We start from the raw sequence: 14,394 nt of genomic DNA, 5'->3' as shown, positions 1-14,394 counted from the left end.
GATGTCAGTGACGACCGAAAACCAGACCAGGCTCTACGGCGTCTGCGACTACTACGATGCCGAGTCCCTCCTCACCGCGGACGAGCGCCGCGTCCTCGGCAGGCTGCGGGCCTTCCTCGATGAGAAGGCGAAGCCGCTGCTGGCCGACTACTGGGAACGCGGCGAGTTTCCGGACCAGCTGGCGCGGCCGCTGATCGAACTGGACCTCATGGAACCCGCCGAGCGCACGACCGACAGACCCGCCCGGGGGATCTACCAGGGTTTCCGGATCTTCGAACTCGCCCGGACGGACGCCTCGCTGGCCACCTTTTACACCGCCCAGGCCGGGCTGTTCCGGACCGCCATCAGAGTCGGCGCCTCCGCGGAACAGCAGGCCGAGTGGATGCCCAAGGTCATCGACTTCTCGCTCAAGGGCGTTTTCTCGCTGACCGAGCCGGAATCCGGCTCGGACATCGCCGGCGGTCTAGCGACCACCGCCCGCCGGGAGACCGGTCCGGACGGCGACACCTGGGTCCTGGACGGCGCCAAGCGCTGGATCGGCGGCGCCGCCACGGCCGACGTCCTGGCGGTCTTCGCCCGCGACACGGCCGACGGGCAGGTCAAGGCCTTCCTCGTGGACCGCGACGCGGCCGGCGTGACCCTGGAGAAGATCCACCGCAAGACGGCGCTGCGGATGATGCAGAATGCCCACATCACGCTCGACGCAGTGCGGGTTCCCGAGGCCAGGCGGCTGCACAACGTGAACTCCTTCAAGGACGTGGCCGCGATGCTGCGGGCCATGCGCTCGGACGTCGCGTGGATCGCCACGGGCATCCAGGCCGGAGCCTTCGAAGCCGCGCTCGGATACGTCACCCAGCGGCAGCAGTTCGGCCGTCCGGTGGGCTCCTTCCAGCTGGTCCAGGAAAAGCTCGCCCGGATGCTCGGCAACCTCACCTCATCGCTGTCCCTGGTGGTCCGGCTGACCGAACAGCAGGACAAGGGCATCTACCGCGACCAGGACTCCGCCCTGGCCAAGATGCAGACGTCCCTGCTGATGCGCGAGACCGTGGCGCTCGCCCGCGAAGTGGTGGGCGGCAACGGCATCACGCTGGACACCGACGTCGCCAGGTTCCACGCCGACGCCGAGGCCGTCTACTCCTACGAAGGCACCCACGAAATCAACGCCCTGATCGTCGGCCGCGCCCTCACCGGCGAAAGCGCCTTTACACGCTGACCGCGCCGCCGTCGTCCATCAACCCATCCCCATCAGCACAGGAGCCAAAGATGCCCAACCTCGTCGTCGACTTCGACAAACTGCTCACCCTCGCCGGCACCGACCTCGGTGTCACCGACTACCGCGAAATCACCCAGGAACAGATCAACAAGTTCGCCGATGCCACCGGTGATGACCAGTGGATCCACGTGGATCCGGAACGCGCCAAGGACGGCCCCTTCGGCGCCCCGATCGCCCACGGCTTCCTCACCCTCTCTCTTATCATCCCGTTCTGGGGCGAGCTGTTCGACGTCGAGGGCGTCACCACCAAGGTCAACTACGGCCTCGACAAGGTCCGGTTCACCTCCCCGGTCAAGGTGGGCTCGCGCATCCGCATGCGGGCCACCATCGCCGAGGTCACCGAAGTCAAGGGGGGCGCCCAGATCAAGGTCGCCAACACGATCGAGATCGAAGGCCAGGAACGCCCCGCCGTCGTCGCGGAGTTCCTCGCCCGCTTCTACAAGTAAGCCGCTACGGCCGCCACACCACTCTCCGCCCCATTCCTCTGCACCCCCATCCCTCTGCACTTAAAGGAACAACGATGTCCCAAATTTCGCAGTTGCAGGCCCTGGACGCGGGTACGCGTCGCCGTGAAGCACGGACCGTCATCGCCTCCAGCTATCTCGGCAGCACCATTGAGTATTACGACTTCCTGCTCTACGCCACGGCCGCCGCTGTGGTCTTCCCGAAGGTGTTCTTCACCGGCATGGACGAGTGGGTGGGGGTGGTGGCCGCCTACGGCACCTTCGCCGCAGGCTACGTGGCGCGGCCCCTCGGCGGCATCATCTTCGGCCACTTCGGCGACCGGCTGGGCCGCAAAAACATGCTGATCATCTCGATGCTGGTCATGGGCATCGCCTCCACCCTGATTGGGCTGGTGCCCGGCGCCGCGGTGGCCGGAGCCTGGGGCGCCGTGATGCTCGTGTTCCTCCGCGTCTGCCAGGGCATTGCCGTGGGCGGGGAGTGGGGCGGCGCCGCGCTCATGGCGCTTGAGCACTCGGAGTCGGGCAAGCGCGGCTTCGCGGCCTCGTTCGTCAACGCCGGCGCCCCCACCGGCGCGGTCCTGGGCACCCTCGTCATGGGTGCCTTCGCGGCCCTGCCCAATGACCAGTTCCTGGCCTGGGGATGGCGCGTGCCGTTTCTGCTGTCCTTCGTCCTGCTGGGCGTCGGCATGTTTGTCCGGCTCAAGGTCACCGAAAGCCCCATCTTCAAGGCGGCACTGGAGCAGGAGCAGGCCGAACGGGCAAAGGCCGAGACGGCGCCGGGCACAGTCCCGGGCGGTACGCCCGTGCGTCGCGAAATTCCGCTCCTGCAGGTCCTGCGCCGGCCCAAGACGCTGATCTTCACCATGCTGGCCGGCGCCGCGGGCTTCGCGCTCCAGGTGGTGCTGGCCACGTTCTCCGTGACCTATGCCGTGTCCAAGGGCGCTGACCGGCAGGGCGTGCTCTACGCCTTTGCGGCAGCCTCCTTCGTGTCCATCGCGTTCGTGATCATGGGCGGCCGGCTCTCCGACAAGCTGGGACGGCGGCCGGTGATGATCGGCGGCCTGGTGCTCTTCATCCTCTACCTCACGCCGATGTTCCAGCTCCTGTCCTCGAACAACATCGGGCTGATCTTCGTGGCCTTCGCAATCGGCCTCATGATCCACTCCACCCTGTTCGGCCCGCTCGCGGCCTTCGTGTCCGAGCAGTTCGGCACCACCTCGCGCTACACCGGCGCCTCGCTGGGCTACCAGCTCGCCACCCTCCTCGGGGCCGGATTCACGCCGGGCATCGTGGCGCAGATATTCAAGGATTCCGGCCAGAACACCGCCGCCGTGGTCTGGTACCTGGCCATCATGTCCGTCGTGTCGATCGTCTTCATCCTGCTGACCCGCGAGCCGAAGAACAACGATCTGCAGACTGTCCGGTCCTAACCCGGTCCCAGCGTACTACCGTCTAACTAGAAAGGATTTGCCGTGGAGAATTTTGGCATCGGCTCGTGGCTGCAACGGCGCCGCCCGAAGTCGGGCACCAAGACCGCCGTCATCACCGGGGACAGGGAGCTCAGCTACGTCGAACTCGCGGACCGGTCCGCCCGGCTCGCCAACGCCCTCCTGGACCGCGGCGTGGCCAAGGGCGACCGCGTGGCCTACCTCGGCGAAAACGATCCCTCCTTCCTGGAGACGCTGTTCGCCGCCGGCCTGGCCGGGGCGGTCTTCGTCCCGCTGAACACCCGGCTCGCGCCGCCCGAAATCCAGTTCCAGCTCCGGGACAGCGGCGCCGTCCTGCTGGTCCACTCGGCGGCGCTCGCGGAACTCGCGGATCGCGGCTCGGCGGGAACCGCGGTGGGCCGGCGGATCGTCGTCGACGATTCAGCGGTGCCCGGCACGACAGTTCCCGGGAAAACAGGGCCCGACGGCGGCGGTGCGGCCGGCAGTGTTGCCGGCGGAACCGCCGTGGAGGCCTTTGAGGCCGTGATCGCCTCCGGCGCGGCGCTGCCGCCGGACGAGCCCGTGGGTCTCGAGGACGCCGCCATGATCCTCTACACCTCCGGAACCACCGGAAACCCCAAGGGTGCGCTCCTGACGCACGGCAACATCACGTGGAACTGCGTCAATGTGCTGGTCGACTTCGACTTTGCCTCCACGGATGTGGCCCTCATGATCTCCCCGATGTTCCACGTCGCCTCCCTCGACATGGGCGTCCTGCCCACGCTCCTCAAGGGCGGCACGGTGGTCCTGGAAGCCAAGTTCGATCCCCGCCGGACGCTGGAGCTGATCGAGCGGCACCGCGCGACGACCATCAGCGGGGTGCCCACCACGTACCAGATGCTGTGCGAGCACCCGGACTGGGACGCCACGGATCTCAGTTCGCTGAACAAGCTGACGTGCGGCGGGTCCGCTGTGCCCCTGCGGGTCCTGGAAGCCTACGAACGGCGGGGGCTGCGCTTCTCCAACGGCTACGGCATGACCGAGACGGCGCCGGGCGCCACCACACTGCCGGCGGCCCGGTCCCGGGACAAGGCGGGGTCCTCGGGGCTGCCGCATTTCTTCACCGAGGTCCGGGTGGCCGATCCCGTGGACCCGGGGGCCGGCCCGGCCGCGCCCGGAACAGTGGGGGAGATCCAGATCAAGGGTCCCAACGTCATCCACCAGTACTGGAACAGACCCGAGGCCTCCGCGGATTCCTACACCGCCGACGGCTGGTTCAAGTCCGGCGACATGGGCTACAAGGACCCGGACGGCTTCGTGTTCATCTCCGACCGGCTCAAGGACATGATCATCTCCGGCGGGGAAAACATCTACCCTGCCGAGGTGGAGCAGGCGATCGCCGAACTCGACGCCGTCGGAAGTGTCGCGGTGATCGGCGTGGCGGACGAAAAGTGGGGCGAGGTGCCGCGGGCCGTGGTGCTGCTGCGGGAGGGCGCACGGCTCACGGAAGAGCAGCTGCGCTCGCATCTGGAGGGCAGGCTCGCGCGGTACAAAATCCCCAAGTCGGTGGTGTTCGTGGCGGAAATGCCCAGGACGGCGAGCGGCAAGATCCGGAAGGCCGATCTTCGGAAACTCACGCCCGGCCACGTCTGACAGGGAGCAGGGACCGTGTGAGTCCTTGCCCCGCGGCCGCGGTGCGGTGCGGCTGCGGTCCGGGGGCACTTTGGTGCCGACACGCCGCCAACCAGGGCGCCGGCGTCGGGCATTGTGCTCAAAGTGCCCCCGAACGGAGGGTGCCCGGCGCGAAACCGGACGGGGAGGCCCACTAATCCCCGCGGCCCGTTAGTCGACAGTGAAGATGCTGATGACCACCTGGCCGGGCTGCCGGACGCCCGTCCCGAGCGTAAGGCGCGTGTTCAGCCAGTCCAGGGCGGGGGAGGCGGTGGTGAGCCGCGGCCAGCAGCGGAAGTAGATCAGGGACGGGTCGACGGCGACGCCGGAGTTCAGCAGTTCGATGTCCCGGGCCGAGCCGTGCCGGAGGGCCGTGTTGTGCACGAAGATCCGGTGGCCGTCGTCGGTTTCCAGCACGTACCGGGCGTCGAGTTCCGTCAGGGTGGGGCCGCGGAGGAACTGGTAGTCGGCGCCGCCGGGCAGGACGCGCCCGTTGAGGGAAGGCCCTCGGACGGTTCCGCCGGTGATAGGAACCATTCGGCGGTGGCCCTCCGGCGTGGGCCCGACCTCCACCGGCTCCCCGACGCTCACGGACACCTCCGTCAGGAAGGAAAGTCCGGGAGGGAAGGGCAGTCCCGGCGGTGCCGGAGGAGGGGCCGTCACAGGATGCCGACCGTCAGCCGGCTCGGGTGGCCCTCGCCGAACAGGACGGACTGCCGGGCAACGATTGTCTCGGCGGAGTCGTAGGCGAGCTTGCCCGTGTTGAGGTTCCGGTCCCAGCGCGGATGGCAGCTGGACGTGATCTGCACGCGGAGCCGCTCACCGGGCGCAAAGGTGTACGCCGTCTGCCAAAGACTGACGGTGTATTCATACGGATTACCGGGTGCGATCGGGGAGGGCTCGTGGCCGGGCTCCCAGAGCCCGTTGCCTGCGTAGCTGTCCCGCCAGGACGCACGGATGATCCCATCGGCCAGGCCCAGGGACGTGCCGTCCGGGGTGACCCGGCAGAGGCGCACCACGAAATCGGTGTCGACGGCGGAGGACGCGGCAAAGAACGTGGCGCTGACCTCGCCGAAGATGGTCACGGGTGCGTCGAACGGCGCCGTCGTGAAGGTCAGGACGTCGTCGCGCGCCTCGACGGCCTGCTGGTGCGCCGGCCCTGCCGGGACGGAGCCGTGGATCATGGTGGCCCCGCCCGCCGTCGGGACGGGGTCGAGGGGATCGTAGGCGTAGCTTTCCCGCCCGGCGGCGCCCGGCACATCCCCGAGGGACCCGCCGGCGCCCAGGAACCACGAGCGCTGCCGGGACGGGGCCGGAAGTTCCTCGAAGCCGTGCCACCGGTTTTCCCCCATGACGTACAGCAGGACCGGCGGCACCTTGCGCAGCCCGTCGGGATCGCCCTTGAGGACGGCATCGAACCAGGCCGTCTGGAGTCCGGACAGATCGCCGAGGCCGTTCATCACACCGGCGGCCGCGTTGAGCCCGAAGCTGACCTCCGGGTAGACCCCGGAGAAGTTGGTGTGGGTCCACGGGCCGATGATGAGCCGCGGCGCGGCCGCGGGATTGGCGCGGCTGTGCTCGAGCTGCATCCGGTACTGCGCGAGCGTGCTCGGGGCAAAGATGTCGAACCAGCCGCCGATGTGCAGGGTGGGCATGTCCACCGGCGCGGCCGACGCGGCGTCCCACACGCGCGTGAAGCCGCTCCCCGGGGTTTCTCCGGCCGAGGGCAGGACGTGGCGCCTCATGAAGGTGCCGAGCCTTGGGGACAGGTCCCGGAGCGGCAGTGTGCCGAAGGCCGTGGCGTCGGAAAACGAGCGGTCGAGGTCCAGCCACGATTCCATTTCCTTGGCCCGGAGCTCGGGGTCGTCGGGGAACTCCCGGAGCAGCTCATTGGCGGCGATGGAGGCATGGCCCCACGTGAGGCGGCTGCCGAGCTCGAAGGCGCCGCCGCGGTAGAGGGAGCCGTTGTTTGCGTTGGCTCCTGCGGAGATGCCGGGGGCCAACGCGGCGAGCCCGGCGGGTCGGCGCGAGGCCGCGCGCCACTGGGTTTCGGCGAAGTATGACCGCCCCCACATGCCCACCGCGCCGTTGGAGTACGGCAGCCGCGCTGCCCACTCGACTGTGCTGGCGCCGTCGCACGCCTCATTGACAGAGGGGTCGAACGTTCCGCCGGAACCGAAGCGCCCGCGGCAGTCCTGCAGGATCACCACGTAGCCCGCGGCGGCGACCGTCGCCGGGTTCAGGTAGGCGGAATTGACGGCAAGGTCCCTGCCGTACGGCGTCCTGGTCAGCAGGACCGGGCAGGGTTCCCCGTCCGCGGGTCGGTACACGGTGGAGCGCAGGATGGTGCCGTCGGGCAGCGGTGTCTCGACGTCATGGTCAATAAGCACGGGGCGGGGTGTCACGGAAGGGTCCTAACGTGGAACGGAGATGCGGATAGACATGCCGGGAGGGGCCGGGGCGCGGTGCACGCGTCCCGGCCCCCTCGGGTGAGTGGCGGGTGAGTGGCGGGTTTTAGGCAGGGGTGCCGGCCGATGCCTTGGCGCCGAGGGCCTCGGTGGGCACCTGGTAGGTTTCCTTGACCCAGATCGCGGTGACGGCCGCGGAGACCAGGCAGCAGGCTGCCGTGAAGGCCGCCACCGGGACCCAGCCGACGGGGCCGGGCTGGACAATGGCGGCCGCAATTGCCGGGGCGAAGCCGGTGACGACGAGTCCCAGCTGCGAGGCCGTGGCGGCGCCCGTGTAGCGGATCCGGGTGGGGAACATTTCGGCCGTCATGGCCGGCCCCAGCGGGTTGACCATTCCGTAGCCCACGGTCATGAAGAGGATGCCGCTGGCGAAGATCAGCGGGATGACCCCGGTACTGATGGACCAGAAGTAGGCGAAGGCGGCCACGGCACAGATGATGTTGCCGGTGATGAAGACCGGCTTGCGGCCGATCCGGTCGGCCAGAATACCGGCGTAGGGCTGGGCGATGATGCCCAGGGCGGCCGTGGCAATGGTGACCCCGAGCATGGCGGCGGAGGGGACGCCGAATTTTCCGGTCGCATACGCCAGTCCGAAGGCCGCGAAGACCGAGGACACCACGCTCCAGAGCCCGAAGAAGATGACTTTGACGATGGTGCGCCAGTGATCGCGCAGGACCACCTTGAGGGGCAGTTCCTGGCTGGCGCCTTCCTCCTTCGCGGCTTCGAAGACCTCGGATTCGGGCAGTCGCAGGCGGATGTAGAGGCCGACGGCGACCACCAGGATGCTGGCAAGGAACGGCAGCCGCCATCCCCAGCTGAGCAGGTCTTCCTGCGGGAGGAGAGACACTGCGAGGAAGGCCAGGGAGGCGAGCATGATGCCGGCCACGGCGCCGGTGTTGACCCAGCTGCTGTAGAAGGCCCGCTTGTTGCTGGGCGCATGCTCCATGGTCATAGTGACAGCGCCGACGGACTCTCCGGCCGCGGAGGCGCCCTGAAGTGCGCGCAGAACCACCAAGAGGACCGGGGCGGCGGCGCCGATGGCGGCCGCCGGCGGCAGGCAGCCGATGAGGAAGGTGGCCACGCCCATGACGACGAGCGTCAGGACCAGCATCTGGCGCCGACCGAGGCGGTCGCCAAAGTGGCCGATCACGCTGGCCGCGAGGGGCCGGACGACGTAGCCGATGCCGATGGTGGCCATGGACAGGATGGTGCCGAGGGCGGGATCGATGCCGGGGAAGAAGATCTTGTTGAAGATCAGGGCCGACGCCGAACCGTAGATGAAGAAGTCGTAGTACTCCAGGGTGCTGCCGATGAAGCTGGCGGCAGCGGCACGGCGGGCATGGGTGGTTCCCTCGCGGGAATCGGGGGCCTGTTCCGCGGGCGGCGTCAACGGCGACGGCGGAACGATGGGACCAGCGGTCATTGCGGATCTCCTAGATGGGCAGGCGAATAGCACCTGAAACGGTGAGGCTGGGAAAGATCTGTGGCTCGCATGCTGAGCGGGCGGCGGGGTCGGCTGTGGCCTCCGTCACTCTGAAAGCAATGGTATGCACTTTGTTCTGCGTCCGTCAATCTAAGTGCAAAATAAGAATGACAGTGGATGCGGCTGGCATGATGGAGGCGTGATGAGCGAGCGGCCGGCCTCAGTGCCCGGTATGGACCCGGACCTGGCCATCGACTTTCCGCGGCCGTTGAAGGGGCCGTCCACCCAGCACCAGTTGGTCACCCTGCTGGTCGATTACTGGTTCACCAGCGAGGAATGGCTGCCGTCCCGGCTTATCGCCGCCCTGGCCGCCGGCCTCGGGATCACGGGCTCGGCGACGGCGACGGCGCTAAGCCGCCTGGCGTCCCGCGGGGTGCTGGAGCAGTCGAGTGCCGGGCGGACCTCGCGCTACCGCATCACCCAGGGCGCACGGAACCGGCTGCGCCAAGGTTTCGCGCAGGTCTCCGCCTTCGGCGAGGAGTCCCGCCACTGGGACGGCAACTGGACCGTCATCGCGTTTTCCATTCCGGAGACGTCGCGGGATGTCCGCGAAATGTTCCGCTCACGCTTGCGTTGGCGCGGATTCGCACCGCTGTTCGGGGCGCTGTGGGTCTCGCCGCGCGACCACTCCGAGGAGCTCGAAAGCACCTGCATGGGCTATGGCGTGGACGAATACGTCATCTTCCGCACGGCGGAATCCAGCCTCCGCGGCAAACGGCTCGTCGAGGCCTGGTCGCCGCAGGAGTTCAAGGAACAGTACCGTCCGTTTACCGAGAAATTCACGCCCTGGGCGGAGCGCCTCGACGCCGGTACGGTCAGCCCGGCGGAGGCCTTCAGGGTCAGGACCGAGCTGATGGACGCGTGGCGGGCCTTCCCGTGGAGTGACCCTGACCTTCCCGCCGAACTTCTGCCGGAAGCCTGGCCCCGGACTGAGGCCCGGGACCTGCTGGTGCTCCTCTACGACGGGCTCGCGGACGGTGCCACCGCCTACATTGAGGAAGTCGTGGCCCGGGAAGCGCCCGAACTGGCGGGCACGGCGCGGGCGCTGTCGGTGGCTTCGGGCTCTAAGCCCGTCCGCGGTGACGGTGTCTAGTGGATCGAGGCCAGCAGGACGCCGACGCCGACGAAGAGCACCCCGAACGTCCGGTTCAGGACTTTCTGTCCGCGGGCGTCATGGGTGAAGCGCTGGAAGGACCTGGCCGCCGCCGCGAAGAAGAACCACATGACCAGGATGTCGATCACGATCACGGTGGCGGACAGGACCGCGTACTGCGGCAGCAGCGGCTGCTCCGGCCGGATGAACTGGGGCATGAAGGCCAGGAAGAACACCACGGCCTTGGGGTTGAGCAGATTGACCCAGAGGCCGCGGCGGAACATGGAGAAGGCCGGCTCATTGCGCAGGGCTGCGGCCTTCTCCTGATCCAGATCCGGTTTGTGCAGGAACTGACGGATGCCCAGATAGACCAGGTAGGCGGCGCCGGCGTAGCGGATCACGTTGAAGGCGAGCGGCGAGCTCGCCACAAGCACTCCGACGCCGAGGGCAACGATCAGGATATGCACCACGAGGGCGGCCTGCTGGCCCAGGATGCCCCAGATGGAACGGCGGAACCCTGAGTTCAGGGAGTTGCTCATGGTGTTGATGGCGCCCGCGCCGGGAGTAAAGCTGATCAGGACGCCGGCGCCGGCCAGGGCCAGCCAAAGGGAGGGTTGCACCAGCCAAGTTTACGGTCCCGGCCGTGACCGACCGGAACGGATGACGCAGCCGGTCCCGCTAGTTGGCCGGCCCCATTGGCCGGCCTGCTTGTCCGCCCCGATGTCCAGCGGGAAGTCAGTCCCCGCGGACACCATAACTGAGGATCATGTTGCCTTTGCTGGTCTCCTGGGACTCCTGCAGTACCAGCCGGGTCAGGGGATCACCGTCGTTGAAGAGGCGCCGGCCGCTGCCCGCGATGACCGGGTGGACGATCAGCATCAAGGTGTCGAGCAGCCCGGCGAACAGCAGCTGGCGGACCAGCGAGATGCTGCTGAAGACCCCTATTTCGCCGCCGTCGCTGTTCTTCAGGCCCGCCACAAAGTCCTCCAGCTGACCTTCGATGAGCCGAGAGTTTTGCCACTCAAGCTCGCCGGTCAGGGTCCGGGAGGCCACAAATTTGGGCAACTTGTTGATGAAGCCGCCAAAGTCGGCGTCGCTTTCGGCGTTCGGCCAGTAGCTCGCCCACTGCTGGTACCCGACGCGACCCAGGAGCCCGGTGTCGATCCGGCCCATCATCTCGCCCATCCCGGCGCCCAACTCCGCGTCGAAACTGTCGAATTGCCACAGGAACGGGTCTTCAACCACCCCGTCCACGGAACAGAAAAGGCCGGCCGTCACTTTGCGCATGGGTTCTCCTTACCGATGTGTGTTTCAGTGCACCCTATCCGCACATCAGGGAGCAGGGAATGGCTGTCAGCAACCTCGTTCGCGACTGCTCCGGACAACGGCGGTGCCGCCGCCCGGAGCAGCGCTTGCCTGCGGTGAGGTGCTGGCTGGCGGGACCGTCCCGTCAGAACCGCCAGCGCGTCGCCCGCCAGGGGTTAGCCGTTGGAAGTGGAGCCGCCCGTGGCGGGATCGTCCGCATCCCCGTCATTTGGGCCGCCATGGCCGCCGGCGCCGGGGCCACCCTGGCCTTGGTCCTGGGTCTCGGTCACGGTGAAGTTCGCATCCAGCAGGACGGTGGCGCGGCTGCCGTCCGCCTTCGTGATGTGGGCTTCGTAGGTGGCGCCGTCGGCGTCGGTCTCCATCCGTTCGATCGTCGCATTTGGCTGGGCAGCCTTCACCGCCGCCTCGACCTTCGTGGCGGTGTCACCGGTGAGGACCTCCTCCGTCTTGCCGTTGGCCTGGTGCGGGCCGCCTTGGCCTCCCGTGCCGCCGGGCATGCCGTAGCCGCCGTAGCCGTCCGGGGCCGCGGTGCTCGACGAGGAGGACGTGCCGGTGCCGTCGTCGGCCATTGCGGGGATGGCCGCCGCGCCGATGGCGCCGCCGCCGATCACCGCGGCAAGCATGATGCCGGCCGTCGTCTTGTTGATATGTGCCATGGTGAAACTCCTTTGCTGGGGCCCGGGCATCCGGGCCGGCCGGGGATCCGGCCTGTCCCCAGCCTCTGCGTGGCAGGTATGGCGGCACTTTGGCGGCGCTGTGCCCGTGCTGTGAGGGCTGACGCGAATCGAACGTGCCCGGAAGGCGCGTCAAAGCCGCCCTGCTGCCGTGTCAGATTCGGAGTGGGAGCGGCTCGGGTGCGGCGGCCACCCCGGACGGGAAAACCCAGGCCTTCCACCACTAGCCGGGAGTCCGGACCAAGGGACCCGCGCCTCAGGCCCGGGCGATGACCTCGCCGTTGGGAATCAGGAACCAGCCGTCCTCAGTGGAGCCCCACCGGTGCCACCCGGCGGAAATCCGGGCCAGGTCAGCCTCGCTGGCAAAGCCGTACTCGAGCGCCTGGTCGGCAAAGGACGAATGCAGCACCCGCTCACCCCACACCCGTGCCTGCCACCGCCGCTGCTGCCCGGTGGCGTAGAGCCAGTTGCTGCTCGACGGCGCGACGTCGGTGAACCCGGCGGCCTGCGCCCAGGACACGAGCCGGCGGCCGGCATCGGGTTCGGCGCCGTTACGGCGCGCGATCCGCTGATACAAGTCCATCCAGTCGTCGAGTTCGGGGATGGCCGGGTACCAGCTCATGCCGTGGAAATCGGCGTCGCGCACCGCCACAATGCCGCCGGCTTTGGCCACCCGGCGCATCTCGCGGAGGGCCGCGACGGGGTCCGTGAGGTGCTGCAGGACCTGATGGGCGTGGACGACGTCGAACGACTCGTCCGGGAAATCGAGGTCGTAGACGTTGCCGGTGGCGAAGTCGACGTTGTCCACGCCGCGCTCGGCGGCGAGGGCCGCTGCCTGGGCGATGATGTCGGGGGAACGGTCCAGGCCCGCGACCCTGCCCGGTGCCACCATCTCCGCGAAGTCGCAGGTGATGCTGCCCGGCCCGCAGCCGACGTCCAGGACGGAGACCCCGGGTGTGAGATGCGGGATCACGAACGCGGCCGAGTTCTCCGCCGTGCGGGAGGCGTGGGCGCGGACCACCGACTCGTGGTGACCGTGCGTGTACACATCGTCAGGCTGCTGCGCACTCATAATGGAACGCTACCCTCCCGGGATCGGAAATGGGTGGACCCACCCAACTAGCTCGCAGCAGGGGCCGTTATGAGCCCTCAAAACGGCCCCTGCTGCGAGCTAGTTGGGGGAGGAGTGGAAATCAGCAACAGCAATAAGGGACTGGGCCTGTTCCGGGCCACCGGGATCTACGTCGGGGCGATCCTCGGTTCGGGTGCCCTGGGGCTCCCGGCTATGGCGGCCGACGTGGCCGGCCCGGCCTCACGGGTCCCCGTAGGCCTTGGTAGCCCTTGACACGGTGAGATGTCTAACCGAGGCGAGGCGAGGCGAGGCGTAGGAGCCGCAAATCGTGCCGGCTCCTACGCCTAAATCGCACCTACCAACGGGAGAACTGACCTTCATATAGGCCGGCCGGATCGATCTTCGACCGTCAAACGACTACTGCTGTGGCGGTGGAGGTCTTCGCCGTGGTGGTGTAGCCGGTCTTTGTCCCGGTGACGGTAACGGTGATGGTCTTGCCGATGTTCGCCGCGACGGGTTTGTAGGTGGCCGCGGTGGCGCCGGTGATGGCGACGCCGCCGGCTTTCCACTGATATGCCAGGGTGACGGGTGCCGGCCCCCAGGTGCCCGGGACCGCGGTCAGGGTCGATCCGACCTTCGCGGTACCCGTGATGGTCGGTACCGGAGCCGTCAGAGTACCTGGCGTCACTGCTGTCGTGACGGTGGAGGTCTTCGCGGTGGTGGTGTAGCCGGTCTTTGTCCCGGTGACGGTGACGGTCAGGGTCTTGCCGGTATCGGCCGCGGCGACCTTGTAGGTGGCCGCGGTGGCGCCGGTGATGGCGACGCCGCCGGCTTTCCACTGATATGCCAGGGTGACGGGTGCCGGCCCCCAGATGCCCGGGACCGCGGTCAGGGTCGATCCAACTTTCGCGGTGCCTGAGATGGTCGGTACCGGAGCGGTCAGGGTACCTGGGGTGACCGCTGTCGTGGCGGCGGAGGTCCTCGTCGCGCTGGGGTACCCCGCCTTGCTGCCGGTTACTTTCAGGGTGATGGTCTTGCCAAGGTCGGCGGCAACCAGCGTGTAGGTTTTGCCCGTTGCCCCGGTAATGGCGGTTCCGGAGCGGAACCACTGGTATCCGAGAACGTCCGGCGTGGGCGACCAGGTTCCCGTCACAGCTGTCAGGGTCCGGCCCACCTGGGGGGTCCCGGAGATGCCTGGCACAGGAGTTGCGGACCAAATCCAGCCCACGTTGAGGGTGTAGGTCTTGCCCCAGGCGGCCCAGCTGTCGTAGCCGTCGATCCTGATGTAGGCGCGGCCGGCAGGGAGATTGATTTGTTGGCCGGCGAGCCAGGTTCCGTTACCGGCGGCGGCGTCGAGGTCGAAGCTGTAGAGGTTGGTGCCGCTGGCGTTGTAGATGCTGAGCGTGTAGGCCGATCCGGTTCCTAGCCCGGCAGGGAACTTGA

Annotated in this window: 13 protein-coding genes and 1 pseudogene; 6 read left to right on the top strand and 8 right to left on the bottom strand. The window is 68.0% G+C overall.

Annotated elements, in window-relative coordinates:
- The first annotated feature begins 1 nt into the window (after position 1).
- The 4 genes from C9424_RS15840 (at position 2) to C9424_RS15825 (ending at position 4,817) form a co-directional block, all read left to right on the top strand.
- Positions 2–1,213, top strand: a complete 1,212-nt coding sequence (locus C9424_RS15840; RefSeq protein ID WP_116767863.1) for an acyl-CoA dehydrogenase family protein — start codon at positions 2–4, stop codon at positions 1,211–1,213.
- 50 nt (positions 1,214–1,263) lie between these two features.
- Positions 1,264–1,719 (top strand): MaoC family dehydratase, encoded by a 456-nt coding sequence (locus tag C9424_RS15835; RefSeq protein ID WP_091563445.1) that lies wholly within the window; start codon positions 1,264–1,266, stop codon positions 1,717–1,719.
- Positions 1,720–1,793: 74 nt separating this feature from the next.
- Entirely contained in the window at positions 1,794–3,167 is a 1,374-nt protein-coding gene (locus C9424_RS15830; protein WP_116767862.1) for an MFS transporter, read from the top strand.
- Between the two features lie 42 nt (positions 3,168–3,209).
- Positions 3,210–4,817: an acyl-CoA synthetase gene (locus tag C9424_RS15825; protein ID WP_116767861.1), complete on the top strand. Its 1,608-nt coding sequence runs from the start codon at positions 3,210–3,212 to the stop codon at positions 4,815–4,817.
- A gap of 189 nt (positions 4,818–5,006) precedes the next feature.
- Here C9424_RS15825 and C9424_RS15820 read toward each other — a convergent pair whose 3' ends face one another.
- The 3 genes from C9424_RS15820 to C9424_RS15810 all read right to left on the bottom strand — a co-directional run bounded on the left by C9424_RS15820 (position 5,007) and on the right by C9424_RS15810 (position 8,726).
- Positions 5,007–5,498, bottom strand: coding sequence for a DUF3237 domain-containing protein (locus tag C9424_RS15820; protein WP_272914155.1), 492 nt, complete (start codon positions 5,496–5,498; stop codon positions 5,007–5,009).
- On the bottom strand, positions 5,495–7,240 hold the full coding sequence (locus C9424_RS15815) for a CocE/NonD family hydrolase (protein ID WP_116767860.1): 1,746 nt from the start codon (positions 7,238–7,240) through the stop codon (positions 5,495–5,497). Before C9424_RS15815 ends, C9424_RS15820 begins: the two co-directional genes overlap by 4 nt.
- Before the next feature lie 109 nt (positions 7,241–7,349).
- The gene (locus C9424_RS15810) at positions 7,350–8,726 is read right to left on the bottom strand and encodes an MFS transporter (RefSeq protein WP_116767859.1); all 1,377 of its coding nucleotides are present in this window, start codon (positions 8,724–8,726) and stop codon (positions 7,350–7,352) included.
- Between the two features lie 202 nt (positions 8,727–8,928).
- Between C9424_RS15810 and C9424_RS15805 the strand changes: the two genes are divergently transcribed.
- Positions 8,929–9,879, top strand: coding sequence for a PaaX family transcriptional regulator (locus C9424_RS15805; RefSeq protein WP_116767858.1), 951 nt, complete (start codon positions 8,929–8,931; stop codon positions 9,877–9,879).
- Here the strand turns inward: C9424_RS15805 and C9424_RS15800 are convergent.
- The 4 genes from C9424_RS15800 to C9424_RS15785 form a co-directional block, all read right to left on the bottom strand.
- Positions 9,876–10,499 (bottom strand): LysE family transporter, encoded by a 624-nt coding sequence (locus C9424_RS15800; protein WP_116767857.1) that lies wholly within the window; start codon positions 10,497–10,499, stop codon positions 9,876–9,878. The two genes, C9424_RS15805 and C9424_RS15800, sit on opposite strands and share 4 nt — an antisense overlap.
- Before the next feature lie 115 nt (positions 10,500–10,614).
- Positions 10,615–11,166 (bottom strand): dihydrofolate reductase family protein, encoded by a 552-nt coding sequence (locus tag C9424_RS15795; protein WP_116767856.1) that lies wholly within the window; start codon positions 11,164–11,166, stop codon positions 10,615–10,617.
- A 194-nt stretch (positions 11,167–11,360) separates the two neighbouring features.
- Positions 11,361–11,861, bottom strand: a complete 501-nt coding sequence (locus C9424_RS15790; RefSeq protein ID WP_116767855.1) for a hypothetical protein — start codon at positions 11,859–11,861, stop codon at positions 11,361–11,363.
- A 274-nt stretch (positions 11,862–12,135) separates the two neighbouring features.
- Complete coding sequence (locus C9424_RS15785) at positions 12,136–12,951, bottom strand: methyltransferase domain-containing protein (protein WP_116767854.1); 816 nt, start codon at positions 12,949–12,951, stop codon at positions 12,136–12,138.
- A gap of 114 nt (positions 12,952–13,065) precedes the next feature.
- On the opposite strand from C9424_RS15785, the gene C9424_RS21705 reads away from it, so the two are divergent.
- Positions 13,066–13,224 (top strand): hypothetical protein, encoded by a 159-nt coding sequence (locus C9424_RS21705; RefSeq protein WP_202615906.1) that lies wholly within the window; start codon positions 13,066–13,068, stop codon positions 13,222–13,224.
- 136 nt (positions 13,225–13,360) lie between these two features.
- Here C9424_RS21705 and C9424_RS21470 read toward each other — a convergent pair.
- Positions 13,361–14,394 (bottom strand): annotated as a pseudogene (locus tag C9424_RS21470) (hypothetical protein); the annotation flags it as partial.

This window comes from Arthrobacter sp. H-02-3 (assembly GCF_003097355.1).
Classification (GTDB): Bacteria; Actinomycetota; Actinomycetes; order Actinomycetales; family Micrococcaceae; genus Arthrobacter; species Arthrobacter humicola.
The sequence above is the reverse complement of the archived record's forward strand: the minus strand, read 5'-3'. Positions and strand labels throughout refer to the sequence as shown.

Excerpts from the sequence above, each read along its gene's own strand:
- C9424_RS15840 (WP_116767863.1), top strand. The coding sequence starts at position 2 with ATGTCAGTGACGACCGAAAACCAGACCAGGCTCTACGGCGTCTGCGAC.
- C9424_RS15835 (WP_091563445.1), top strand. The coding sequence starts at position 1,264 with ATGCCCAACCTCGTCGTCGACTTCGACAAACTGCTCACCCTCGCCGGC.
- C9424_RS15830 (WP_116767862.1), top strand. The coding sequence starts at position 1,794 with ATGTCCCAAATTTCGCAGTTGCAGGCCCTGGACGCGGGTACGCGTCGC.
- C9424_RS15810 (WP_116767859.1), bottom strand. The coding sequence starts at position 8,726 with ATGACCGCTGGTCCCATCGTTCCGCCGTCGCCGTTGACGCCGCCCGCG.
- C9424_RS15805 (WP_116767858.1), top strand. The coding sequence starts at position 8,929 with ATGAGCGAGCGGCCGGCCTCAGTGCCCGGTATGGACCCGGACCTGGCC.
- C9424_RS15795 (WP_116767856.1), bottom strand. The coding sequence starts at position 11,166 with ATGCGCAAAGTGACGGCCGGCCTTTTCTGTTCCGTGGACGGGGTGGTT.
- C9424_RS15790 (WP_116767855.1), bottom strand. The coding sequence starts at position 11,861 with ATGGCACATATCAACAAGACGACGGCCGGCATCATGCTTGCCGCGGTG.
- C9424_RS15785 (WP_116767854.1), bottom strand. The coding sequence starts at position 12,951 with ATGAGTGCGCAGCAGCCTGACGATGTGTACACGCACGGTCACCACGAG.